Source organism: Peptoniphilus lacydonensis (assembly GCF_900106515.1).
GTDB classification, from domain to species: domain Bacteria; phylum Bacillota; class Clostridia; order Tissierellales; family Peptoniphilaceae; genus Peptoniphilus_A; species Peptoniphilus_A lacydonensis.
The window spans coordinates 79,747-105,132 of record NZ_FNWF01000003.1 but is presented as its reverse complement, the minus strand read 5'-3'; the positions used below and the strand labels follow the sequence as shown (position 1 = coordinate 105,132).

Annotated in this window: 29 protein-coding genes; 23 read left to right on the top strand and 6 right to left on the bottom strand. The window is 32.6% G+C overall.

Annotated elements, in window-relative coordinates; genetic code table 11:
• Window positions 1-7 precede the first annotated feature (7 nt).
• From BQ5450_RS02275 to dcm, 6 genes are all read left to right on the top strand, one after another.
• A complete protein-coding gene (locus BQ5450_RS02275) occupies window positions 8-1,795 on the top strand; it encodes a recombinase family protein (protein WP_071125850.1) in 1,788 nt (595 codons plus the stop codon).
• Window positions 1,796-2,758: 963 nt separating this feature from the next.
• Window positions 2,759-3,016, top strand: a complete 258-nt coding sequence (locus tag BQ5450_RS02270) for an AbrB/MazE/SpoVT family DNA-binding domain-containing protein (protein ID WP_071125849.1) — start codon at window positions 2,759-2,761, stop codon at window positions 3,014-3,016.
• Window positions 3,013-4,140 carry an alpha/beta fold hydrolase gene (locus tag BQ5450_RS02265; protein WP_071125848.1) on the top strand — a complete coding sequence of 376 codons (1,128 nt, stop codon included), beginning with the start codon at window positions 3,013-3,015 and terminating at the stop codon, window positions 4,138-4,140. The genes BQ5450_RS02270 and BQ5450_RS02265 overlap by 4 nt, the downstream gene beginning before the upstream one ends.
• A 402-nt stretch (window positions 4,141-4,542) precedes the next feature.
• Entirely contained in the window at window positions 4,543-5,463 is a 921-nt protein-coding gene (locus tag BQ5450_RS02260) for a recombinase family protein (protein ID WP_071125847.1), read from the top strand.
• A 47-nt stretch (window positions 5,464-5,510) separates the two neighbouring features.
• Window positions 5,511-6,284, top strand: coding sequence for a hypothetical protein (locus BQ5450_RS02255; RefSeq protein WP_071125846.1), 774 nt, complete (start codon window positions 5,511-5,513; stop codon window positions 6,282-6,284).
• 459 nt (window positions 6,285-6,743) lie between these two features.
• Window positions 6,744-8,246, top strand: a complete 1,503-nt coding sequence (gene dcm, locus BQ5450_RS02250) for a DNA (cytosine-5-)-methyltransferase (RefSeq protein ID WP_083379691.1) — start codon at window positions 6,744-6,746, stop codon at window positions 8,244-8,246.
• 20 nt (window positions 8,247-8,266) lie between these two features.
• Here the strand turns inward: dcm and BQ5450_RS02245 are convergent, their stop codons facing one another.
• Genes BQ5450_RS02245 through BQ5450_RS09110 form a run of 6 tightly spaced genes read right to left on the bottom strand, consistent with a single transcriptional unit; the run spans window position 8,267 to window position 12,109 of the window.
• On the bottom strand, window positions 8,267-8,923 hold the full coding sequence (locus BQ5450_RS02245; protein ID WP_071125845.1) for an NgoBV family restriction endonuclease: 657 nt from the start codon (window positions 8,921-8,923) through the stop codon (window positions 8,267-8,269).
• Between the two features lie 3 nt (window positions 8,924-8,926).
• Window positions 8,927-9,133, bottom strand: a complete 207-nt coding sequence (locus tag BQ5450_RS02240) for a helix-turn-helix domain-containing protein (protein WP_071125844.1) — start codon at window positions 9,131-9,133, stop codon at window positions 8,927-8,929.
• Window positions 9,117-10,778: a DUF2326 domain-containing protein gene (locus tag BQ5450_RS02235; RefSeq protein WP_071125843.1), complete on the bottom strand. Its 1,662-nt coding sequence runs from the start codon at window positions 10,776-10,778 to the stop codon at window positions 9,117-9,119. The genes BQ5450_RS02240 and BQ5450_RS02235 overlap by 17 nt, the downstream gene beginning before the upstream one ends.
• Window positions 10,769-10,993, bottom strand: coding sequence for an ABC-three component system middle component 7 (locus BQ5450_RS02230; protein WP_071125842.1), 225 nt, complete (start codon window positions 10,991-10,993; stop codon window positions 10,769-10,771). The genes BQ5450_RS02235 and BQ5450_RS02230 overlap by 10 nt, the downstream gene beginning before the upstream one ends.
• Window positions 10,980-11,405, bottom strand: coding sequence for an ABC-three component system protein (locus BQ5450_RS09115; protein ID WP_199820656.1), 426 nt, complete (start codon window positions 11,403-11,405; stop codon window positions 10,980-10,982). Before BQ5450_RS09115 ends, BQ5450_RS02230 begins: the two co-directional genes overlap by 14 nt.
• A gap of 38 nt (window positions 11,406-11,443) precedes the next feature.
• Window positions 11,444-12,109 (bottom strand): HNH endonuclease signature motif containing protein, encoded by a 666-nt coding sequence (locus BQ5450_RS09110; protein ID WP_199820654.1) that lies wholly within the window; start codon window positions 12,107-12,109, stop codon window positions 11,444-11,446.
• A gap of 409 nt (window positions 12,110-12,518) precedes the next feature.
• Here BQ5450_RS09110 and BQ5450_RS02220 point away from each other — a divergent pair, with 409 nt between their 5' ends.
• From BQ5450_RS02220 to BQ5450_RS02145, 17 genes are all read left to right on the top strand, one after another.
• Entirely contained in the window at window positions 12,519-13,106 is a 588-nt protein-coding gene (locus BQ5450_RS02220) for an RNA polymerase sigma factor (protein WP_071125841.1), read from the top strand.
• Window positions 13,107-13,191: 85 nt separating this feature from the next.
• Window positions 13,192-13,425 (top strand): hypothetical protein, encoded by a 234-nt coding sequence (locus BQ5450_RS02215; RefSeq protein WP_071125840.1) that lies wholly within the window; start codon window positions 13,192-13,194, stop codon window positions 13,423-13,425.
• Window positions 13,385-13,684: a hypothetical protein gene (locus BQ5450_RS02210; RefSeq protein WP_071125839.1), complete on the top strand. Its 300-nt coding sequence runs from the start codon at window positions 13,385-13,387 to the stop codon at window positions 13,682-13,684. Before BQ5450_RS02215 ends, BQ5450_RS02210 begins: the two co-directional genes overlap by 41 nt.
• The gene (locus tag BQ5450_RS02205; RefSeq protein WP_071125838.1) at window positions 13,684-14,796 is read left to right on the top strand and encodes a DUF2800 domain-containing protein; all 1,113 of its coding nucleotides are present in this window, start codon (window positions 13,684-13,686) and stop codon (window positions 14,794-14,796) included. The genes BQ5450_RS02210 and BQ5450_RS02205 overlap by 1 nt, the downstream gene beginning before the upstream one ends.
• A gap of 1 nt (window position 14,797) precedes the next feature.
• Entirely contained in the window at window positions 14,798-15,349 is a 552-nt protein-coding gene (locus tag BQ5450_RS02200; protein ID WP_019125147.1) for a DUF2815 family protein, read from the top strand.
• A 9-nt stretch (window positions 15,350-15,358) separates the two neighbouring features.
• Complete coding sequence (locus BQ5450_RS02195) at window positions 15,359-15,559, top strand: hypothetical protein (RefSeq protein ID WP_071125837.1); 201 nt, start codon at window positions 15,359-15,361, stop codon at window positions 15,557-15,559.
• Complete coding sequence (locus BQ5450_RS02190) at window positions 15,534-17,435, top strand: DNA polymerase (RefSeq protein WP_071125836.1); 1,902 nt, start codon at window positions 15,534-15,536, stop codon at window positions 17,433-17,435. Before BQ5450_RS02195 ends, BQ5450_RS02190 begins: the two co-directional genes overlap by 26 nt.
• Window positions 17,436-17,546: 111 nt before the next feature.
• Window positions 17,547-18,236, top strand: coding sequence for a Rha family transcriptional regulator (locus BQ5450_RS02185; RefSeq protein WP_071125835.1), 690 nt, complete (start codon window positions 17,547-17,549; stop codon window positions 18,234-18,236).
• A complete protein-coding gene (locus BQ5450_RS02180; protein ID WP_071125834.1) occupies window positions 18,208-18,408 on the top strand; it encodes a hypothetical protein in 201 nt (66 codons plus the stop codon). The genes BQ5450_RS02185 and BQ5450_RS02180 overlap by 29 nt, the downstream gene beginning before the upstream one ends.
• A complete protein-coding gene (locus BQ5450_RS02175; protein WP_071125833.1) occupies window positions 18,401-18,787 on the top strand; it encodes a DUF7768 domain-containing protein in 387 nt (128 codons plus the stop codon). Before BQ5450_RS02180 ends, BQ5450_RS02175 begins: the two co-directional genes overlap by 8 nt.
• Window positions 18,788-20,656, top strand: a complete 1,869-nt coding sequence (locus BQ5450_RS02170; RefSeq protein ID WP_234346985.1) for a phage/plasmid primase, P4 family — start codon at window positions 18,788-18,790, stop codon at window positions 20,654-20,656. It begins immediately after the preceding gene.
• Window positions 20,649-20,990 carry a primase-like DNA-binding domain-containing protein gene (locus tag BQ5450_RS09280; RefSeq protein WP_234346984.1) on the top strand — a complete coding sequence of 114 codons (342 nt, stop codon included), beginning with the start codon at window positions 20,649-20,651 and terminating at the stop codon, window positions 20,988-20,990. The genes BQ5450_RS02170 and BQ5450_RS09280 overlap by 8 nt, the downstream gene beginning before the upstream one ends.
• Before the next feature lie 263 nt (window positions 20,991-21,253).
• A complete protein-coding gene (locus BQ5450_RS02165; protein WP_071125832.1) occupies window positions 21,254-21,511 on the top strand; it encodes a sterile alpha motif-like domain-containing protein in 258 nt (85 codons plus the stop codon).
• On the top strand, window positions 21,469-21,750 hold the full coding sequence (locus BQ5450_RS02160) for a VRR-NUC domain-containing protein (protein ID WP_071125831.1): 282 nt from the start codon (window positions 21,469-21,471) through the stop codon (window positions 21,748-21,750). The genes BQ5450_RS02165 and BQ5450_RS02160 overlap by 43 nt, the downstream gene beginning before the upstream one ends.
• The gene (locus BQ5450_RS02155; RefSeq protein ID WP_071125830.1) at window positions 21,751-23,097 is read left to right on the top strand and encodes a DEAD/DEAH box helicase; all 1,347 of its coding nucleotides are present in this window, start codon (window positions 21,751-21,753) and stop codon (window positions 23,095-23,097) included. It abuts the gene before it with no gap.
• Window positions 23,098-23,190: 93 nt separating this feature from the next.
• Window positions 23,191-23,598: a DUF1492 domain-containing protein gene (locus BQ5450_RS02150; protein ID WP_071125829.1), complete on the top strand. Its 408-nt coding sequence runs from the start codon at window positions 23,191-23,193 to the stop codon at window positions 23,596-23,598.
• Window positions 23,599-23,983: 385 nt separating this feature from the next.
• Complete coding sequence (locus BQ5450_RS02145; protein ID WP_071125828.1) at window positions 23,984-25,348, top strand: MATE family efflux transporter; 1,365 nt, start codon at window positions 23,984-23,986, stop codon at window positions 25,346-25,348.
• Window positions 25,349-25,386: the final 38 nt, after the last annotated feature.

The window sequence follows — 25,386 nt, the reverse complement described above, 5'->3', positions numbered from 1 at the left end:
AGGTAAAATGAATACTAAAGTAAAATTAATAAAAGCTTCAAATACTGGAGCAAGAAATAGAAATGCACTACATTTAGATTTAAAACGTGTTGCAGCGTATTGTAGAGTAAGTACAGATAGCAAAGACCAACTTGAATCATATAAATCGCAAGTTGATTATTACACAAATCTAATAAAAAATAATAAGAACTGGACTTTGGCTGGTATATATGCAGATGAAGCGACAACAGGAACAACTGCTACTAAAAGAGCAGATTTCATGAGACTAATAAGTGATTGCCAAAATGGAGATATAGACATGATAATTACTAAATCTATATCAAGATTTGCTAGAAATACATTAGATACTTTAAAGTATGTAAGACTATTAAAGGAAAACAATGTTGGTGTAGTATTTGAAGAAGAAAATATAGATACTTTGACAATGGATGGAGAGTTACTATTAACAATATTAAGTTCAGTAGCTCAACAAGAAGTAGAAAATACCTCAGCCCATGTAAAAAAAGGACTGAAAATGAAAATGGAAAAAGGGGAACTTATTGGTTTTCAAGGTTGTCTTGGATATGATTATGACCCTACAACAAAAAGTATCTCTTTAAATGAAGAAGAAGCCAAAATTGTCAGATACATCTTTAAAAGATATTTAGAGGGCAATGGTGGCTCAGTCATTGGCAGGGAACTAGAAGAGCAAGGATATCTCACCCCGAGAGGTAAAACAAAATGGTCTGATACTACAGTGTTAGGAATAATTAAAAATGAAAAGTATATTGGAGATATACTAATGGGAAAGACCTTCACAGTTGATCCCATAACAAAAAGAAGACTAGCAAACTTTGGTGAATCTGATAAATACCACATTGAAAATCATCACGAGCCAATTATACCAAGAGAAGATTTTGAAAAGGCACAAGAGATTAGACTCAGGAGAGCACAAAATAGAAACACCATTGCTAATAAGGATAGAAAAAGAGAGAAACTATCAAGGCAATATGCTTTTTCAAGTATGCTTGAATGTGGATTTTGTGGAGAAATACTTTCAAGAAGAACATGGCACACTAGTTCAATTTATAAAAAAATTAACTGGCAATGTGTAAAGTCAACTAAAAAAGGTAAAAAATATTGCCCTCATTCAAAAGGAATACAAGAAGCAGCAATAGAAAAAGCATTTGTTGAAAGCTATAGGCAATTATGCCATGTAGATTCAACAGTAATAGATGACTTTTTAAAAATTGTAGAAGAAGAAATAAATGATGAGACTTTGGTCAAAGATTTGAAAAAGTTAGAAAACCAATTAAACAGAATCATTAGTCAAGAAAGAAAGTTAGTTGATCTTCATTTAGAAGATAGTATAGACGAAGAAGTTTATTCTAAAAAGTATAAAAAACTTACAAAACAAAAAGAAGAATTACTTGATGAAAAGAAAACCCTAGAGCTAACAATAAAAGATGAAAACTCTATTAAAGAAAGATTAAAGCAATTTAAAAAGGTGTTAGAGAATAGAGAAATCATAGAGGAATTTAACAGAACAGTATTTGAAAGCATAGTTGATAAAGTCGTAGTGGGTAGAATTGACAAAGACGGAACAGTCCATCCTTATGACTTAACATTCTATTTCAAAACAGGGGTTAAAGATAGTCAAGATTCTAATAACTTTAAAGATAATAGAAAAAATGCCAAAGACAATGACATTAATAAATTGTGTTCCTACAAGAATAACGAGGATAAAAAATTATGTTCCCAAGCAAAAGACAACGCATGTGGAGACTTTAGTATTGATGTCAAGGAAATAAGTTAAGAAGTCATAAGATTGTTGGAATCGATGGTTTTTTAGAATTTTAATAGAAATCTTAGAAGCCATTTTTCTATTTGGAAAATACTCTGTGGGAACAGTTCAAGTGCAGATTATTGCAGGGTGTGTAGACACTATGGATATTTAGGGTGGAGTGAGCAGGGTGGATACTATTAGGCTGCTCATTATAGATTAATAATATATGAAACTTCAAGATATATGAATGGCTATAGTAAATTAATAAAATAGATGACATCTATAAAATGTAAAAATAGCCTGATCAGAATAGTTGTTAGAGAAGACAATTATAATACAAAATAGATATAAGTTGCTGTTTTGTGTTATAAGAGACAAATAAGATATAACCTAACTACCAGATGTAGAGACGATAGTATTGATGTCAAGGTGAGGGACTAAACTGTATAGAAAAGCCTTGAAATAAACGGGTTTTGATGGTATTGCCAAGAAAAAGTGCATCATCGTAATCTCATTTTTAGATCTTTTAAAAACAGTTTTGTCTTCCGGAAATGTAACTATGGAACTGCTTTTTGACGTATTGAGACTTCAGAAATGTAGTCGGAGGTGGCTTTGGAGATATTCAGACAATAAAACTGTTTGCAATTGTATATTTCTCGATAAACAGGTCAGGTAGATTACCGAATACACTGAACGTCTGGTCAGACGACTTAGTGAAAAGATTACGGTTTACGATGAGAAATAGGTTGTGGAATTCAAATCAGGCCTTGCGATAAAAGGAGATGGATGAAAAGAATATATTAAAATAGGGCACCTCGTCAGGAAATGGCGGGGTGATTTTTTGTAGGAATACTTTAAACATAAAAAGCATATGAAATTGCTACGGCATTGTCGAGTTGGGATTAACATATTTTTACTTGAGAAGGCAATAATTCATGATATAATTAGTATGAAATGTATAACAAAGAATACTAACCCTCAAGGAGATACAATATGAAAAAAAGCAAGCAAGATCATAGTAACTTGGAATATGAGAATAAAACTGAGAAAAACGAACAGGGGATTTATGCTTGGACTGCAAAAGTTGGCTCAAAAGGACAGATTGTAATTCCAAAAGAGGCAAGAAATTTGTTCCATATAGAAAGTGGTGACACAATTCTCCTGCTGGGTGATCAAAATCAGGGAATAGCATTGATAAGTGGTGATAAAATGGCTGAGATGCTACAGGCAATTAAAGGAAAGATATTATGAAACGTATGAAACGATTAAAAATTATTATGGTTATTTTGATTGTAATAGTTGTGATTCTAGTGGGTTTTGCATATCGAACGCTTCACTTTGATTATGGAAATGATCGGTTTATGAAGAAAAAGGGGAAGCAATTAGGATTTACAGAAAAAGTGTACAAGACGACTGATGGCAGTGAAATAGCATACTTAGAAGGACCTGATAATGGGGAGCCGCTTTTACTAATTCACGGTCAGATGGTATCAAAAGAAGATTATGCGAAGGTTTTACCGAAACTATCGAATCATTTTCACATCTTTGCAATAGACTGCTACGGACATGGAAAATCGTCTAAACATCCTGATAAGTATCAGCTAATTCCTATTCGTGATGATTTGATCGACTTCATGCGTGATGCGATTGGTGAGAAAACATATCTTTCAGGACATTCCTCAGGTGCTTTGATATCAGCGGCAATAGCTGCAAAGGAAAAGGAACAGGTAAAAGGGATTCTCCTTGAAGATGGACCTTTCTTCTCTACAGAGCCTGCTAGAGCAGAAAATACTTTTTCTTATCTTGAGTTCAAGACAATCCATGATTTTCTGTCGCAGCAAGCGGAGAAGAATTATACGAGATATTATCTTGATCATACTTACATGAAATCACTTTTTAATAAAGATGGAAAAGATAATTGGGACTTTATAGTTAAAGATCCTTTTTCCAAGAGAATCAGAGAAAATAGTAGCAAAATGCCAATTGTTTGGTATTATCCTCCTGAAATCGGTTTGAATGGAATGATATTCTTAACGAGTAATATGCAGGACGGAACAGGGAACTATGATCTTCGATTCGGAGAGGCTTTTTACGATTTTTCCTGGTTTTATGGAGTTGACCAGAAAAAGATGTTGAGCGAAATAGAATGTCCGACAATCATTCTTCATGTTGCGCCTTCAAATGAAACCGCGCCGAGCTATTATGATCATAATGGAATATTGCTATCTGCCATGGACGAAAAAGATGCAGAAGAAGTGCATGCGTTAATTAAAAACAGTACTCTTAAATCAGGTTATGAATCAAGCCACAATATTCATGCTGACTTACCGGAACAGTTTGTTCATGAAATGATGGAGATGAAGCAGCAGAAGTAGTGTATATTCTAATTGAACGGGCTTTGATATGCACCCGAATATATAATTTCTTTTGCAACTTCCACCGTGCAACGAGTGTGAAGGCTTTCTTCCTGATGTATTGCTATCGTCAGAGTGGTCTTGATACATGTTATGACTAATTATAGTATTGATGTCAAGAAATTAGGATAATAGTAAATAAAACTCTTGAAACAGTTGGCTTTTAAGATCTCTAGAAGAAATCTTAAAAGCCATTTTTCTATTTGAAAAATACCTTGTGGGAACATTTCAAGTGTTGATTATTGCAGGGTGTGTAGACACTATGTATATTTTAGGGGAAGTGAAAAGGATAGATAATATCAGGCTACTTATCATATAATAAAAATGATATAATAATAATTAGGTTAAATTAAGGAGTTCAATATGAATAAAAAAATAAATCTGATATTACCTAAAAAACAATTCCAAATCCAGCGAGTAGGAATCTATGCACGAGTCAGCACGACAGATAAAGATCAGTTAAATAGTTTGGTGGCACAAATATCTGCTTTAACTAGACTTACATCACATTACTCTAATTGGAAACTTGTAGATATTTACATTGATATTGCATCAGGAAAAACTAAATCAAGTAGAAAAGAATTCTTAAGAATGCTTGAAGACATAAAGAAAGAAGACGTTAATATAATCGTTACAAAGAGCGTGAGTCGATTTGGTAGAGATACAGTAGATGCTTTAGAAGCATTAAAAGTAATTAAGCAAGCCAGTGCAAGAATTATCTTTGAACAAGAAAACTTAGATAGCCAAGAAGATGATACAGATATAATCATATCCATTATGGAATCTTTAGCACAATCAGAAAACGAACAGCGAAGTGAAAATATAAAATGGGGTCTAAAGCAAAGAGCGGCACAAGGCACATCAAAGCTTTATAATCGAAAGTGCTATGGCTATGATCATAATGAGAATGGAGAACTAATTATAAACTTCCAACAAGCAAAAGTAGTCAGGAAAATATTTAATTGGTACTTAGATGGGAAAAGTGTCATAGGCATTGTCAAAGAACTTGAAAAAGAAAAGATTAAATCTCCGACTGGGAAAAATAAATGGTCCAAAAGAAGTATTGAGGCAATGTTAAAAAATGAAAAGTATACAGGTTCTGTAAAACTATTAGATTCAGTAAATAAAGAAAATTATTATCTTCTAAAAGACAATCATGAAGCAATTATTGCAGAGGAAGTATTTAATAAGGTTCAAGAAGAGAAATCAAGTAGGAGTAATCTTGATGAGGAGAATAATAGAAAGAGTATAAAATATAGCTCTATAAATAAATATAGGAGATAATGCATCAACTATAAATACAAAAGTGAAGGAATAAATGAGGTGAGATAGTGAAAAGAAAACAATTTGATGATTTTTATTTTGCTAAAGACGGTCAAATTCATAAATTAGATGAAGTTCAAGCGCATTATGAAAAAAATAACGGTGACATATCTTATTATAAAGGAGATATGAGATGTCCAGAATGTAAAGAAGCCAGACTAGCTTTTACACATAAAACATCAAAGAACCGTGAATACTTATCAAAAGAGCCTACTTCAAATCATTTAGACAATTGTTCTTATAATTATGATTATGCTAGTAAAAAACAAATAATTGAGTATGTAGAAACAATGAATGATAATCAAATTCGAGATAAGCTTGAATCAGCATTAAATATGCTGATGAATAGAGACACATCAAAAGACATTAATATAAATAGCCAGGCACAAAGAGATAATCCACTTATTATAAAAAGTTCTAACGGGGGCAATTCAATACAACGAACAATCCCAAGAAAGAGTCTTAGTATGTGGTTAGATAAAGAATATGAAGGCAAAGTTTTTATATTTTATGGTAAAGTTAAATTAAAGGTTGAGCTAGTGAAACAAGCAGAGCAAGAGGGACAAGTCAAGCCATCTGAAGAATTTTTCAAACTATTGATTTATACCAAAAGAAGAGATGAGACATGGGGATATAAAACAAAAGTATTTCGTGGAAGATTTGAAGATAAAATAGATGAGACTAAAGAATATGATATAGCAATTTTAGGGTATCTCGACTTTTCTCATGGGAATACACCAGAAATAAAGTTGGTAAAATACAACTCATTACTATATAGATAAAATCTTATGAGAGAGCTTATAACAAAATAATAATTACTTTTTAGCATTTTCTATAGTTGAGTCATATATTAGCCTAATCAAAAAATTAGTTGGTGTAGACGATAATGATGTAAAACAAGAATAATTAGCGGTTTTATGAAATAAAAACAAGGTAGAATATAACCTAACTATCACATGTGGAGAGTGTAGTATTGATGACAAGAAATTACGATAATAGGCTATAAAACTGTTGAAATCAATGGCTTTTAGGATTTTAGAAGAAATCTTAAAAGCCATTTTTCAATTAGAAAAACACCTTGTGGGAACATATCAATAGTAAAAAGAGTAGGGGTGTGTAGACAGTATAGATATTTATAGGGAGAGTGGACAGGATAATTAATATATAAAAAACAATCTGGTTTTATATAACTTGAAAAAACAATGTACAAGTGTTATAATGTTTTAAAAGGAGGTGGTCTTATGCACGGTGGAATGCGTGAAGGAGCTGGGAGAAAGCATGTTGAAGATAAAAAACAAGCAGTTTCTGTATATATTAATTCCGAAGAAAAAGAAATTATTGAAGACCTACCACTTCCTAATTGTACGAGTTTCTCTAGTAGGATTAGGGAATTAATAAAATTAGGAATAGATTCGATAAAGTTAGAAATTAAAGATAATAAAGAACAAATAACATACATAGATTTATTTAGTGGGCTTGGTGGAATAAGAATAGGATTCGAACAAGCACTAATGGAGAAAGGATTAACTGGAAAATGTGTTTTTTCCAGTGATATTAAAGAACCTGCTATAAAAGCATATAAAGATAATTTTGGAGAAGATCCTAAATGTGATATTACTCAAATAAATCCTTCTAATTTACCGAATTTTGATTTTTTGTTAGCTGGATTCCCTTGTCAAGCTTTTTCACAAGCAGGATTAGGCTTAGGTTTTCAGGATGCAAGAGGAACATTATTTTTTGATGTTGCTAAAATATTGTTAGAAAAAAAGCCTATAGGATTTGTCCTTGAAAATGTAGAGGGATTAGTAAATCACGATAAGGGAAAAACATTTAAAGTTATAAAAAACACTTTAGAAGAGTTAGGATATGATATTGATGCAAAAGTTTTAAATGGAAAAGATTTTGGACTTGCACAATCAAGGAATAGAATTTACATTATTGGAATTAAGACAGGAAAAATTAAGAAGCTTGATGGATTCCAAAAGAAATATTCAGTTTTAAAAGATGTCATTGATGAAGAAGTTGAAGCTAAAGATACCGATTTTACGAACAAACTTTTATCTCATTACGACATGGAAGAACTGTATGGTAAAGCGATCAAAGATAAAAGAGGTGGAGATAACAATATTCATAGTTGGGATATTGAGTTAAAAGGAACAGTTACCCCAGATCAGAAAGATTTACTTGCTAAATTATTAAGACAGCGTAGGAATAAAAAATGGGCTGAACTGATAGGAATCGATTGGATGGATGGAATGCCTTTAACTGCTAATATGATAAAATCATTTTATCCACATGAGAACTTACAAGATATGCTCGACGATTTAGTAGAAAAAGGATACTTAGTCTACGAATATCCTAAAAAAAAGGTTGGAAATAGAAGAGTTAAGGATGAGACTCTTGAAAAAGGATATAATATTGTAACGGGAAAGTTATCATTTGAGTTTTCAAAAATTTTAAATCCAAATGAAGTAGCACCTACTCTGGTGGCTACTGATGTCCATAAGTTAGGGGTTCCAGTAAAGAATGGGATACGATCACTAACAGTTAAAGAGTGTTTAAAATTGTTTGGGTTTCCAGAAAATTACACACTTGATAATATAAAAACATCTGATGCGCTTGATTTGCTTGGGAATACAGTTTGTGTTCCCGTAATAAAGGCTGTATCTAATAAATTAATAGAGTCTTATATGGAAGCATTAGAAACTGAACAAATTAAAAAAACTGTCAAAGTTGTTTATTAGTAGCTTTGACAGTTTTTTAATTAATAAGAAAGAACTCGACTGAGCCATTCATCTGATGTGAATTTTAAACTTGTACTCGGAAATAGATCATAAGCTTTTTTAACAGCATTTATGAATTCTTCTTTAGATTTAAAAGCTTTATCAGGGTTTCTATTGAATGATGTTGGTCTCATTGCGTAGGGTTGATTCCTCTTTACTTGAAGACCTATTGAATATTTCTTAGTTGGAGCAGTTATTTCCCATATATTTTTTAAATACACCTTTTCAACTTTAAAACCTTCTGAGAAACCATCATCCATGGGTTTATATCCAAGTATAAAGTAGTATGCATCAAGTTTTCCAGGACTATCAAATGTTGTTTCAAGAAAACTTTGAAAATTGGCTAAATCAAATGCTGGATTATTATTGCAATTCCATGCCTTAACTTCAACATCATAGCTAATATTATTAAAAACGGCTACAAAATCTGGAAAGGCTTGTGTATGTTCACCAGGCACAATATTTACACCTAAATATTGAAACCAATTAGGTAGCCATTCTTGTAGACAATTTCCTATTACATCATTTCCAGAATAGACGTGACTCCTATTAGCAAAATTGATAGTTATTGTTCCATGTTGACCTTCTAGTTTATCTTTCGTTATCTCAAATAATTCAAAAATATTATCAATTTCCATATATTAATCCTCCTTTACTATTTCCATAATATCAGAAATATCACAGTCCAAAGCTTTACATACTTTAAGTAAAACTTCCGTTGTAACATTTCCACCCTTTGTAAGTTTTGCCATTGAAGAGGAGCTTATTGTAGATTCCTCACGTAGTTTGGATTTCGTCCATCCCTTATCAATTAGCAGTTTCCATAATTTGTTATAGCTTAGTTTCATTATTCACCTCTCTATTCCATGAGTTACCATAAAGCTCACCGCCACCTGCATAAAGCTGAAGGACCTTATTATTTTGAAGAATTTCATAAGTTTCCTCACTATATGAACTTTGTTTGTCAAAGGCAATGAATATCTGTTTATTGAGCTTTTCAGTTTCTGTATATAATTTCATAATTCCATCAATTCCCTCATCATCTATATTCTTAAAAAATAAAGAATCATGGGCAAGGGCAGGAAGTGATGAAAGATAAAGGATGGCTAAATCTAAAAGAATTAAACCTTTAAAATTTGTACCAGTCCCTGTATCTTTTGGTGTAAAAAACTCATAGCTGTTATAATTTTTCAAAGTAATTATAGGTGAATTTCTCTTTTCTTTGTATAAGCTATTGTTAAATTCACGCATTTTACTATTTATCGAAGTTGATATCTCTGATAATATATTCTCTATATTTTTCTCAAGTCTTTCTTTTGCATCATTTTTAGATTCTTTAATAGCATTCTCTTCTAAAAAAGCTTCATTTTGTTCTTCTAGTGCTGATATCTGTTTTTGCAACTCAGAATGTTTGTCTAAGAATTCTTTAGAAAAACTATTTTTTATTTTATGCTTAGAAAGCTCCTCGGATATATTCTTAATAGTATTTTTTATTTCATTTATCGAACTATTTACTAGCTCTTTTTCCTTTTCAAACTCAGTGCTTAAAATGCTTGAAAGTTTTTTGTGATAGTTTTCAACTTCATATATTTTCTTTATATCTACACTGGGAAAAAACTCCATCAAAGCTTGTAAATCTGCTTCGGTAGGCATGAGTCCATATTCCATACTTATATCAATAAGGTTTGATCTTCTTTGTAATCTTGTTAGCTGAGTTTCGAGCAAAAGTTTATTTTCTTTTAATGATTCACATCTTTTTGAGTCTTCTATTTCCTCTTGAGTGATATTGTCACTTGTGGTATAAGTTAGCGATTCTAACTCTGCTTTTAAATCAGAAATTCTTTTAAGATTTTCTTCATATTGTTTTTTACCACCAATTAAGTTAGATATAAAACTGTACTTTCTTGCATTTTTAAATGTCTTGAGTTTATCTGCTTCCAAGTCATACCTTTTATGAAAAGGCTCTATATCTTTATAATAATCAAAAAGGCTTAACAATATTTTAATAGATTCTTTAGTACTTTGATTTCGATAACCTTGCAAGGGGTGCTTTTCATCTCTATTATTCTTTCCATAAATTCTAAAGTAGGTACTTATTAATTGCCTAAAAGTAAGGTCTGTTTTGTTGGCATCATATTTTTCCATTAAAAAATTCAGAAAATCTTTTTTTGATATAGATTCATTGGTTTCGGAATAATCATTATTACATATTATGATTGTAGCAGGGTTTTCAGTTGATCGTCCAAAATAGTATTTTTTATCGAACTCAAAACAAGAATATATTGTATGATTTCCAAGGTTGCGAACACCGTCACTATCAAGGTAAGTATCTCCACCAAAAACAAAGTCTATAGCTAATAAAGCAGATGACTTGCCTATTGAGTTTGAGGCTTTTTGAGTACCTTGAATAACATTTAGTCCTTTTGAAAACTTTATAGGTGGTCTTACATTACCATTTTCTTTAAAAGCTGGAGAGAAGATTTCTACAAGCATTTTATCACCTCGCCTTCATCGGATATTTCAATTGCATTTAATGCATATAATAAATCCATAACAGATAAAAAATCTGAAGGATCTTCAAGTTTTGGATTAATTGCATGAAAAAGTTCTATTACGTTAGTAGTTCCTTTATTTACTTCTTTAAGCACTCTAGGTATCAATGATAGAGTGCTTTTTTGGTATGAATATAATTTATTAGGTAGTTGCATCGAATACCTCACAACTTTGAATAAAGTAGCACACTATTACTTGGCAAAAAATAATCTCTTGGAGTGTTACTTTATGTAGTTTCTCGGAAAGACTATAGAAAACTTCGGATTTACTTTTATTTCCACCCTTTATTTTTTTGTAAGCTGACTTCATTTGATGCTGTAATTCCTCGTAATCAATAATTTTGCCTTTATCTAAATTCTCCATTATTTCCCTGATTTTAATAAAATATGTTGTCACGGTTGTCTTAACTTGGTTATATAGTAAGAAGTTTTCATCAGGGTCAATTTTTTCATTTATTTCCTTAGGATTCATACTTAAATCGTAAAAATCTTTTTGTTTCAACTTACTTATTCTGATAATAACTTCAGTTAATCCCTTTTCTAAATCTATGGTGCTAAGCTCAAGCATATTTTCCATATGAATAGATAGGGATTTTTTATTAGCTTTTAAATTCTTAATGTCTTTGCACTATTGTCTAACTGATATGTAGCGAAACACATAGGACACAGGGCAATTAAATTATCAATAGATGTTTCTTTCTTTTTATCTATGTGAGTTATTTCATAAACATTGGATACATTTGCATCTTTAGAAACATAAAGTAATTTACCGCAACCAGGCATAGCACAGTGGCTGTCACATTCTTTTAGTAAATATCCACCATATTTAGACTTTAAGTCTGATGAACTTTGTAATTGCTTTTGTTCATTCAGTTTATCGGCTGAAGTAAGACCTGCGGCAGTTCTAATAATATCAATAAGAATGTCAGTAATGATAACGGATACATTATCGGCAGTTGCACTAGGATCATAAGGGTGTATGTCATCAGCCAACAATTTTCTGACATCAAGTGGTTTCTCTGAAATCTCATTAATAAAGTTATCTTTATCCAGCCTATAAACAATACTTCTAGCTAATTTCTGCGAGATTCCTTGCTTCGAGTAGTTTCTTAAAGTACTCTCCTTAACTTTATTGGTTGGATCTTTTGGAGCATCCCAATCAGTTTCTGATAATTCTGTAATCATGGCAATGATATACCTCATGAATGAAGGGACATCATTGCCATCACTTATTCTATTTTTCAATATTTTGAAAAGAGTTTTAAAGTCCAATTTTCTATACCCCCTTTCAGTTTTAACCACCTTTAACCATGATTAACCAAATTGTACCCATGTAAAAAATGGTGTCTTGTAAAATTGATTTATAAAAGGAAAAGATTTGTCTTTGTATATATTATATCACAAGAACACACCTTTGATAAAAGCAGAATTTCGATAAAAAGATATTTTGCTTTGAAAAAAGAGATGAAAGTTTCTATAAATCTACATAGATATATCCCTTAGCTAAGGATTTATTCGGAGTCTGTGTAGAACAATTTAATAAAGTCAGCTTTCTTACCGAATAAGGCAAGCTGCAAGTCAAAATGAAGGAATTCTTCATATAAGCTTGTGGTCTTTTTAGTGTGCCTTATTTTAGCTAAAATCATGAGATTCCTTCATTGAAAAGAATGGAGGAATTTTAATGAAAATTCGCAAGACAAGAAATGATGAAAGAGAAACCTACATTTATAGGTTTGCAGATGAAACAAAAGTGGAACTAAAACCAGGAAAAGATGGGATAACAGAAGTGGACATCAAAAAACTACATGCTTTAGATGATAGTGAAGTTTACTATAACAACAAGAATCTAAGACCTGAACGAACTAAAGAAGAGAAAGCTGAAATAGATGCGTGGAAACAAGAATTTATAAGCGACTTTATAAAGAGTCATGGATATGAACCTAATGAGGACATGTTAAAAGGAGAAGTGGAGGAAAGATTCCCAAGAAACTATAACTTATCTCTTGATTTCGATAACGATGGGGATATTGATCCAGATAAAAGATTAATAGCAACTATTAAATCCAAAGACATGAATGAAGAATTTGAATGGTCGGAGCATATGGAAGATATACTTTCTTTATTAACGGATAAACAGCGATTAGTAATCAAGTTGATGTATGTAGATGGATACAAGCAGTCAGAAATTGCAGATTTAATGAACATATCTTCAGCTGCGGTTAAGAAACATTTGGATAAGGCAAAAGAAACAATCAAAAATAATTTTTAAATATTTTAGGACGAGGTTAAAAACTCGTCCTTTTTCTTTGCCTGTGATTTATAAGGGAGATGACCCTTTCAGAAAGGAGGCAAACATGAGGCACAAAATAATCATCAATGTAACAAATAAGAAAGGACAAAAGACAAATGTCCTTAAAGGTGCAGTCGGAAAAATTCCAAACAGATTAATAAAATTTTTGTTTGGAGACTACAGACAAATTTATCTATTAGACCCTGGGATGACAGTTGATTCAGTGGATGTTAGAGAAATCGAGAAAGGAGAAAAATATGTCAAGAATAAAGCTACTGATGGAAATCAAAGAAGATGAAGAGAATCTTGCATCTAGTATAGGTGTCCTTCTAACAGCACTAGAAAGTGATGAGGAAGTTCCTAAAAAGGAAGAAAAAGTAAATCAGAACGAAGAGATTTATGAGATTGAAGATGTTAGAAAGATACTAGCCGACAAATCAAGATTAGGTCATACAGCAAAGATAAGAGAACTCTTAGAAAAGTATGGAGCTAAAAAGTTATCTGAGATTGATCCAAGTAACTATAAAGACTTGGTAGCAGATGTGGAGAAGTTGTAATGGGTGCTCACGCTATTTTATCAGCATCATCTTCTAATAGATGGATTCACTGTCCGCCAAGCGTTAGGTTCTCTCAAAAATACGAAGATGAAGTTAGTCCCTATGCACTTGAAGGTATCTCAGCTCATGCCTTAGCAGAATATAAACTAAAGAAGTTATTAGGTTTAGATACTAAAGACCCAACAGAGGATTTAGATTTTTATGATGAAGAAATGGATGAGCTAACTGATGGATATGCCTCATACGTAGCAGAAGTTATAAGTAGATACGAAAGCCCAGCTGTGTTTGTGGAAGAAAGACTTGACCTATCAGACTATGTTAAGGAGTCCTTTGGAACTGCTGACTATGTAGTTGTTGGAGGAAAAGAACTTCATGTAATAGATCTAAAGTATGGTCAGGGAGTTTTAGTAGATGCTAAAGAGAATTCACAACTCATGTTATATGGACTTGGTGCTCTAATTCTCTTTGATGGAATTTATGATATCGAAAAAGTAATTCTTCATATCTATCAACCAAGAAGATGTAGTATATCAACTTATGAAATCAAGAAGATAGAACTTTATGAGTGGGGAGAAACCGTACGAGAGATAGCAGAGAAAGCTTACAAAGGAGAAGGAGAATTCTCTTGTGGAGAATGGTGCATATTCTGTAAAGCAAAGAATAAATGCAGGAAAAGGGCAGAAGAGAATCTGAAACTAGCACAAGATGAATTTACTCTACCACCAGAACTATCTGACGATGAAATTGAAGAGATTCTACCAAAACTAGACGAACTGGAACAATGGGTCAAAGATATCAAGGCTTATGCATTAGAAAGAGCCCTAAATGGCCACAGGTGGAAAGACCTAAAACTTGTCGAAGGTAGGTCTAATAGGAAATACCGAGATGAAGATGAAGTTGTAAAAAAAGTAAAAGAACTGGGATTCAATCCCTTTGAAGAAAAGTTACTTGGCATCACAGCTATGACTAAGTTACTAGGTAAGAAAGTCTTTGATGAAAATATCAGTGACTTATTAGAAAAACCAAAAGGCAAACTTACCTTAGTGAACATTAATGATAAAAGAGAAGAAGTTGTAATTGAAAATGTGAAAGAAGAATTCGGAGGTAAATAATATGTCAAATATGAATAAAACAAAAGTAATTACAGGTGAAGTTAGATTATCTTATGCAAATGTCTGGGAACCAAAGTCAATCAATGGTGGTAAAGAAAGGTACTCAGTATCCGTCATTATCCCAAAGAGTGACCAAAAGACAATTGAGAAAATTGAAAAAGCAGTAGATGCTGCTATTGATGAAGGACTTTCTAAATTCAATGGAAAGAAACCAAATAAGAAAGCTATCAAACTTCCATTAAGAGATGGTGATACAGAAAAAGATGATGAGGCATATGCAGATGCATACTTCTTAAATGCCAACTCTATGACAGCACCTCAAATTGTAGATAGAAACGTAGAGCCAATTCTTGATAGAAGTGAAGTCTACTCAGGAGTTTATGCAAGGGTATCTCTTAACTTCTACGCTTACAATGTAAATGGTAATAAAGGAGTGGCCGTGGGCCTTGGAAATATTCAAAAACTAAGAGATGGTCAACCTCTAGGAAATAGGTCTAATGCAGCAGATGACTTCGATGCGATGGACGATGATGACGAAGATTTCTTAGCATAGGAGGTAGAAATGGACTATTTAATTACAGCGATAGTTTTAGCTATTTGGTCCTTTTTATGTTATAAGCTTGGATTTTTACAAGCTCAGTTAAAAGAACTAGATAGAGATATTAGAAAAATAGAAAAACAAATAAAAGAAGATAGAAAAAATAATTTAGCAGAATTAACAAAGCTTAGTGATAGCTATGAAGAGATTGTCCATAGATCTTGAGACCTATTCTTCAGTTGACTTAGGCAAAAGTGGTGTATACAAATATGCTGAGAGTGAGGATTTTGAAATCCTCCTCTTTGCCTATTCTATTGATGATGGAGAAGTTAAGGTAGTAGATTTAGCAAGTGGAGAGATTATTCCTGAGGAAATATTATCAGCACTTAGTGATGAAAGTATAGAAAAGTGGGCCTTTAATGCAAACTTTGAAAGGATGTGTCTATCAAGATTTTTAGGTGAGAGACTAAAACCTCAAGGTTGGTACTGCACCATGATTTGGTCAGCCTATCTAGGGCTACCTCTATCCCTTGAAAAAGTAGGAGAGGTTTTGAAACTCGATAAGCAAAAGACGAATGAAGGCAAGGCCCTTATAAGATATTTTTCTATTCCTTGTATACCAACTAAGACTAATGGTATGAGGACTAGAAATCTACCACATCACGATTTAGAAAAGTGGTCTACCTTTAAGAAATATAACCAAAGAGATGTGGAAACAGAAATGGCTATAAAGAAAAAACTATCAGCCTTTCCTATGCCTCAATCAGAATGGGAAAACTACTGGATAGACCAAAACATCAATGACAGAGGAATTTTAATTGATGAAGTTTTAGTTGGTTCAGCTATTAAATTTGATGAAATATTACGAGAAGAAAATATGGATAGAGCCATAGAATTAACTGGTCTTGAGAATCCAAATTCTCCCATACAGTTAAAAGAATGGCTAAATGAGAAAGGCTTAGAGATAGATTCCTTAGCTAAAAAAGATGTAGAGTCTGCTCTTAAAAATGCTGAAGGAGATATTAAAGAAGTATTGGAACTTAGGCAGGAATTATCTAAGTCTTCAGTTAGAAAATATGATGCTATGAAAAATGTAAAAGGAAAAGATAATCGAGCAAGGGGTCTGATCCAATTTTATGGAGCAAATAGAACTGGAAGATATTCAGGAAGGCTCATTCAAGTTCAAAACTTAAGGAGAAACAATCTAAAAGATTTAGAACTAGCTAGGAGTCTTGTAAAAAATAGAGATTACGAAACTATGGAAATTCTCTATGAATCTCCTTCTGATATATTATCCCAATTAATAAGGACAGCCTTTATACCAAAAGAAGACACCAGGTTTATTATTTCAGACTTTTCAGCAATAGAGGCCCGTGTCCTAGCATGGCTTGCAGGAGAACAATGGGTACTGGATGCCTTTGAAAATGGAGAAGATATCTATTGCAGAACAGCATCGAGGATGTTTGGCGTTCCAGTTGAAAAGCATGGAGTAAACGGTCATCTTAGACAAAAAGGAAAGATAGCGACTTTAGCTTGTGGTTATCAAGGGGCCTTAGGTGCTCTTAAAGCAATGGGTGGTATTGAGATGGGTTTGTCTGAAGATGAACTTCAATCAATAGTTGATTCCTGGCGAGAGGCTAATCCAAATATAGTGAGTCTTTGGTGGGACATAGATGCAGTCGTAAAAAGAGTTGTAAAGACTAGAAGTAAAGAAGAATATAAGAGCCTAGTTATTAGCTATGAAAAAGGCATTCTTTTTATACAATTACCCTCAAAAAGAAGACTTGCTTATCCAAAAGCAAAAATAGGGATGAATCGATTTGGTGGAGAATCAATTGTTTACGAAGGAATCGTAGTTGGAAATAAGTGGGACAAGATTGAATCCTACGGCGGAAAATTTGTAGAAAATATTGTTCAAGCAATAGCTAGAGATATTTTAGCTGAGGCTATGATGAGACTTGAGAAAAAAGGATTTAATATCGTCATGCATATTCATGATGAAGTTGTTATAGAAAGCGATTCATCTAGTATCGAGGAAGTAAATGAGATTATGTCCATAGTTCCTATCTGGGCACCAGAACTTATCCTAGATGCAGATTGATTTGAAAGTAAATTTTATAAAAAAGATTAAAGAGGGGGTTAAAAATCTCCTCTATTTCTTTGCCTGTGATTTAGGAGGGAAACCTCTTAAAAATTCACAGGAGGTAATTCAATGAAGGAATTAATACCAAAGAACGATTATGGAATATTTGCAGATCACAATGATGTTGCAAGAGTGGACAGTAGATTTGTAGCAGAGTTTTTTGAAAAGAGGCACTCTCATGTTATAAGAGATATACAAACAATCACTCAACCCAAATCTGGGCTCAGTGAAGAATTTATTGAACTCAATTTTGAGCTCAGCAGTTATAAGGATGTAACTGGAAGAAATCTACCATGTTATTTATTAACTAGAGATGGATTTACTATTTTAGCTATGGGTTACACGGGCAAAAAAGCCATGAAATTTAAAGAGCTCTATATTAAGAAATTTAATGAGATGGAAGAATTCATAAAGACTCTAGTATCAGCTAGAAAAGAATTCCCTCTTTTAACCGAGAATATAAGATTGCTTCATGACAATCCAAAAGCTTATCACTTTAGTAATGAGTGTAACATGCTGAATCGTATCGTTTTAGGTAAGAGTGCAAAAGAATTTAGATTAGAAAATGATATACCAAAAGGAAAAAGTATAAGACCATATCTGAATCAATCACAAATAGAGATGATTGAAACCTTGCAAAAGGTAGATATTGGTTTATTAGTAGCATTTCCTAATTATCAAGATAGAAAGAAACACCTTGAATGGTACAAGCAAAAATTGGAGGTACAAAATGTTTTATGTAAAAGAAATAATCAATGATTCTATGGAAGTAAGCATTGAAATAAATGATGAGAATGTCTTTTGCACCTGTCCAAAGTGTGGAAAAGAAGTTCGAGTAGAATTAAATAAAGTATTGGAAGATGGCGATTTATTTTCTACCCAAGTTTGCTGTAATACTTGTAGTGAAACAATGAGGGATATTTATGAATAAAGAATTATACAACAGGAGTGGGTGCAAGGACCCCACTCCTTATCAAGCAATTAAAAATGCAGAGAAGAAATACTATCCCTTGGTATATATCTGCAGTCCATTTTCTGGAGATGTAGAAAATAATGTAATCAAGGCAAGAACTTATTCTCGCTATGCCTTGGATAGAGGAAATATACCAATAGCACCGCATCTTTTATTTCCTCAGTTTATGAGTGATGAAAGTGAGAGAAAACTTGCCATGCATTTTAATTATGTCCTTTTAGGAAAATGTGAAGAAGTCTGGGTCTTTGGTGACAACATAAGTCCTGGAATGGCTGAAGAAATAAGAGTTGCTGAGAAGAGAAAAATGAAGATTCGATATATAAAGGAGGTAGCCTAATTGAAAATATACACCTCAAATTTAATAGGAGTGGAGTCAAACTGTGTTTATCCTAATGAGGTTAATGCAGTAGATGTTAGGTCATTTGAGAAAGCTGCAAGTTTTGACCATGTAATGGCAAAGTATAAAAACTCCTACAGGTCCAACGATAATTTTATAGAGTCAGAATGTGTTCCTATGGATATAGACAACGACCATTTAGAAAATCCAGATGACTGGATTTCAGCTAATGATTTAAAGAGAATATTTGATGGAGTTAAATTTGCCATAGTTTACAGCAGAAACCATAGAAAAGAAAAAAATGGGAAAGCTGCAAGACCAAGGATGCACATATATTTTCCAATTCCTAAGATCACAAATCTTGATGACTATGTAGAATTAAAAGAAATATTGTCAGAAACTTATACTTTCTTTGATGGAAATGCCTTAGATGGAGCGAGGTTTTTCTTTGGAGTTAAGAATCCTGCTGTTGAAATAGCTAGGGGAAGGAAATATATAACTGATATTTTAAAAGATGACTTTGAGGATTTTGATAACTATCAAGACTTGATTCAGCAAGGCTCTAGAAACTCAACTATGAATCATTTCGCTGGTAGGGTTTTAATTCGATATGGAAATACAGATGAGGCAAGAGAATTATTCGATAAAAAAGCCAGCCTTTGTTCTCCACCATTAGAAGATGAGGAGTTAGAACAAATCTGGAGGTCAGCTTGTAAGTTCTATAAAAAGGTGGCGGCGAGTGAAGATTATGTATCACCTGAAGAATACAATGAAAGATATGAGGAATATAAGCCAGAGAAACTTACAGATATAGCAATGGCTGAAATCTTTACTAAGCACAACAAAGATAAAGCTATCTACACGATATCTCAAGGCTGGCTTTATTGGACGGGCAAGAAGTGGGAAGATTCTGAACTAAAAGTAATGAGTCTTTATATGGAGACTGCCAAAAAAGTTTTAGAAAACGCAAGCATTGAATTTAAAGAGACCTATCAAGAATTAGCAGATGCTGAAATGATGGGAAATAAGGAAGAAAAAGTACAAGCAAAGTTAAAAGTAAATACTGCAAAAGCTTATCTCAATTTTGCTAAAAAGATGAACGACCACGGAAAAGTATCTGGAATATTAAAACTAGCTAAGTCTTTGTTAGAAGTTAAAAATGAAAAACTTGATGCAGATGCTTTTATTTTAAATACACCTGTTGGAGTTATTGATTTAAAAACAAGTGAAATAAAAGAGCATGACCCGTCTTACTATTGCATGAAGATTACTGCCCTAGCTCCAAGTAAGGATAATATGGATATGTGGATAGATACTTTAAGGGATGTAACTGGTGGAAATGATGAGTTTATTAATTTCTTAAAGTTCCATGCAGGGTCGACATTAATAGGTCATGTTTATGAAGAAGCACTCCTTATAGCTTATGGAGATGGAGGAAATGGGAAATCTACAGTTTTTAATTCAGAGGCTCACGTTCTTGGAGACTATGCAGGTAAAATCCCAGCTGAGTCTTTAACAACGAGAGCAAAGAATGTGAAGGTTGATCTTGCGGAGTTATGTGGTAAGAGATTTATTCTAGCCTCTGAAACAGAAGAGGGTCAAAGACTGTCAAGTTCTATGCTAAAGCAGATAGCAAGTGTTGATGATATTTCAGCAGAAAGAAAATACTATGTGCCATTTTCATTTACGCCAACACATTCTACTATTCTTTATACAAATCATCTACCAAAGGTGGGCTCTAATGATCGAGGAACCTGGAGAAGAATTGTGGTGGCTCCATTTTCTGTCGCCATTAAAAATCCTAAGACAGACTATATAGATAAGCTTCTAGAAAATGCAGGTGGGGGCAATTCTACAGTGGATGATTGAAGGAGCAAAAGAATATATAGATGCGGGCTTTAAATATCCAAAGTGTAATGTAGTAGATGATGCTAAAAGATCATATAAAGAAGAAAATGACTGGATAAACCATTTTATTTCAGATAAATGCATAAAAGGAACAAATTATAAAGAGATGAGTGCAAGGTTATATCAAGTTTATCGTGAGTGGGCTGGTTCAAATGGAGAATACATTAGGAACAATAGAGATTTTTCACGAGCCCTTATAGCAGAAGGTTATGAAAAGAAAAGGACGAATAGGGGAATTGAATGGGGCAGTATAACCATCAATGATTTAATGGGGTCGGAAGACGACTTTTTATAAATGCATCTTAGTGTAGCATTTATAGGCTAAATAAAGATGATTGTAGAGAAAAAAGTTTTTCTTAATTAATGAAAAATGTATACACTAAACTACAAAAAGACATGACTATTTACACTTGACTTAACACTTAAATGGTTTAATATACGCATTTTGTATGGTGTGAATAGTTATAGCCTACTTTCTTTTATATATTATTTTTATTCTCTCGTGTAAAAGGTTTATATAAAGCTACACTATACAACACTTAAAACAATGGAGGATTTATGAATTTCTATAACTACATGATGAAAAATCACTTAAATGAAAAGTCTCCAAGAGGAGATTTAGCAAGAGATATGAAGGAAGATAGAGACTTTCCTAAAAATAAAACAGGGAAATTTAAGGGCTGGAAAAAACTGATTAAAAATTATTTAGAAAGCCAGGGTGCTTGTTATGATTGTATGATGACTTTTGAAGAAGCGTGGAAGGAGTATGAAAATTGCGAGAGAAAGAGATTGAATCTGCCCTTGTTAAAAGAGTAAAAGAGAATAAGGGTCTATGTCTTAAGTTTACATCTCCTTCAATGACGGGAATACCAGATAGGATAATACTTCTACCTAAAGGAAAGATAGGATTTGTGGAAACAAAAAGACCTGGAGGAGAACCAAGACCAATTCAGAAAAAAAGAATAAGACAATTTAAAAAGTTAGGTTTTAAGGTTTATGTTCTTGATACCAAAGAAAACATTGATGAAATAATAAAGAGGATTGGAGGTGACTAATTGGAATACACTCCACACAAGTATCAAAACTATGCTACTGAATTTATAAAAGAAAATAAAGAATCAGCACTTCTACTGGACATGGGTCTCGGTAAGACGGTTATAAGCCTAACAGCTATAAAAGATTTACTCTTTGATTTTTTTGAAATTTCTAAAGTTCTAATCATAGCACCATTAAGAGTTGCTAGAGATACATGGAAGGAGGAAATAGAAAAATGGTCTCACCTTGATATCTTAAAATGTTCAGTAGCCATAGGAAGTGAAAAAGAAAGAATAAAAGCATTAAATAAGCAGGCAGATATTTATTTAATCAATAGGGAAAATGTAGACTGGTTAATAAATAAAAGCGAACTACCATTTAACTACGATATGATTGTAATTGATGAATTATCATCTTTTAAGTCTCATAGGTCAAAGAGGTTTAAAGCTTTGATGAAAGTTAGACCAAGGGTGAAAAGAATAGTTGGTCTTACTGGAACACCATCATCAAATGGCCTAATGGATTTGTGGGCTGAGTTTAGGCTGCTTGATATGGGAGAGAGACTTGGTAGATTTATTGGTCAGTACAGGGAAATCTACTTCAAACCAGATAAGAGAAATGGACCAATCATCTATTCCTACAAACCACTGCCTTTTGCTGAAGATGCAATCTATGAAAAGATATCAGATATCACAGTATCTATGAAAGCTGAAGATTACCTAAAAATGCCAGAGAAGATAAACAATGAAGTCTTTGTAAATCTATCAGATAAAGAAAGAGATATCTATGAGACCTTAAAAAAAGACTTGGTCGTTAGTATTAAGGATAAAGATATAGATGCAGTTAATGCTGCTGCACTTTCTAATAAGTTACTGCAAATGGCATCTGGATCTGTTTATGATGAAGATAAAAATATGATTCATATCCATGATAGAAAACTTGATGCTTTAGAAGATTTAATAGAGGGTGCAAATGGTAAACCTGTTCTGATAGCCTATTGGTATAAGTCAGATTTAAAAAGAATAAAAGATAAGTTTGATGTAAGAGAACTTAAGACAAGTGGGGACTTTAAAGAATGGAATCAAGGTAAAATTCCAGTTGCCATTATCCATTCAGCATCTGCTGGTCATGGATTAAACCTACAAGCTGGAGGTTCAACGCTTATTTGGTTTTCGCTTACTTGGTCATTAGAACTTTATGAACAAACCAATGCCAGACTATATAGGCAGGGTCAGAAAGAAACAGTTGTAATTCATCACATCCTAGCCAAAGGAACTATTGATGAAGATGTAATGAAGGCATTAGAAAATAAGAATAAAACACAAGCTGCACTTATAGATGCAGTAAAAGCAAATCTAGAGAGTTGATGTCATAGAATATCACTATCAAAATTTGCTAAGATTAATACAAGAGTAGAAGTTATATGGATAACTTACCTCAAAAACGTATGGAGGTAAGAAATGAACGCAAAAGAATATTTAAAACAAGCTTTTTATTTAGACAAGAGAATTAATAGCAAGCTGGAGCAAGTTGAATCACTCAACGCTCTAGCAACAAAAGCTACATCGACCTTATCAGATATGCCTAAGAGTCCTAATAGAGGATCATCAAAACTTGAAGATACTATTGTTAAGATTATAGATCTTCAAGAAGAAATCAATAGGGATATAGATAAGTTGGTGGATTTAAAGAAAGAAATCGTAAGAACAATAAAAAAGATTGAAGACAAAGAACTTCAAGTCGTTTTAGAAAAAAGATATCTTTGTTTTGAATCTTGGGAGAGAATAGCGGTTGAGATGAATTACTCAATTCAGCATATTTTTAGGCTGCATAGTAAGGCTTTAAAAAATATAGTAATTAGTGTTTAGGGTTGGACAAATGGAAATATAGTTCAGACTATGCTATAATGAAAAATATAGAAGAAAGAGGATATATCTATGAAAACATTATTAAAAAACCATCCTAAGAACAAGCTATACTCTGTACAAATAAAACCGATGAAACATTGTACAGAGTATAGCAAATAGATTGCATTTAAGATTTCATCGGGAAATATACAGTCAAGTCATTGATATGGCTTTGTTTTGGTGTGCATTTCTCGATATATAACTAAATGTAAAAGGCTACTGGCAATGTTTTGTTTGTAGCCTTTTGTTATATTTTCAAGCAAAAGGCAGATGCTGTATTGTATTTATGCCTTTTTTTCTTGCATAAATATTGGAAGTTATATATTGAGAAATGGAGAATAATAAAATGAATGAAAATAGAATAAAAATATTGAAAGAAGAAAATATTAATAAAGCACTCTTTAAGCTTGGGATTCCTATGGTTATTAGCTTATTGGTAGCAGCGTTATACAATGTTGTAGATACCTATTTTGTTTCGGGACTTGGGAAAGAAGCTGTAGCTGCCGTTTCAGTTGCATTTCCAATTCAACTTATCTTTTTAGGAATAGGATTAACATTTGGAGCAGGAGCAGGCTCTTATATTTCACGATTATTAGGAGCGAAAAATAACAAAGAAGCAAATATTGTAGCTACAGTTTCTTTATTTTCTAGCGCTATTATGGCGATAATACTAGCAATTGTGTTATTTTACTCTTTAGATAGTGTGATGAAGTTTATGGGAGCGACTCCAGTTATTATGGAACTTGCTAAAACATATACTAGTCTGTTTATAATAGGTGGAGTTTTAGGAGCGGTAAATGTTACTTTAGGAAATTTAGCAGTTTCACAAGGAGCAGCTAAAATCTCCTTGAAAGCAATGATTGTAGGATCTATATCAAATATAATTTTAGATCCAATATTCATCTTTAAATTAAATTTAGGAGTGAAAGGTGCTGCAATTGCAACACTAATAGCTAGAGTTATAACTAGCTTAATGTATCTTATTTACTTTATTGGAGATAAAAATTTAATTAAAATTAAAATACAGAACTTCAAACCTACAGTTGCAATCTATAAAGAAATTCTAAAAATAGGAATATCTCTATTAATACTTCAGATTTTGCAAACCATAGCAATAAGTAAAATATCTTATGCTGCTTCTTTTTATGGAGAGGAAGCAATAGCAGCAATGGGAATAGTTCTTAGAATAGTAACTCTTGGTACAAATGTAGTAGCAGGATATATGAAAGGATTACAACCTATAGCAGGTTTTAATTACGGAGCTAAAGATTATGAAAGAGTACAAGAAGCTATAAAATCGAGCATAAAATGGACGACTCTATTTTGTATAGTTTGGACAGCTATTATATATTTATTTGCACCAAGTATATTATCAATATTTGGGAAAGATAAGGATGTAATAAGGATAGCAATTCCAGCTTTAAGAGCAGCAGTAATTATGTTTATAACATTTGGGTTTCAATTTACCTATGCAACATTATATTTAGCAATAGGTAAAGCATTAGCTGGAGCTTTTTTAAATTCTCTAAGGCAAGGCATTGTATTTATCCCAGTTATTTTACTATTACCCAAAATGATTGGATTAGATGGTGTGATATATGCTCAAGCAATATCGGATGCATTGACAACAATAATTACGGTTCCATTTGCTCTTAGCGTTTCTAAGCAATTGGAATCAAAAATAATTTTCAGTAAAAATTTTAAAATTTGAATTTAATCAATTTAAATGAGAGCAAAGTTGATAGAATG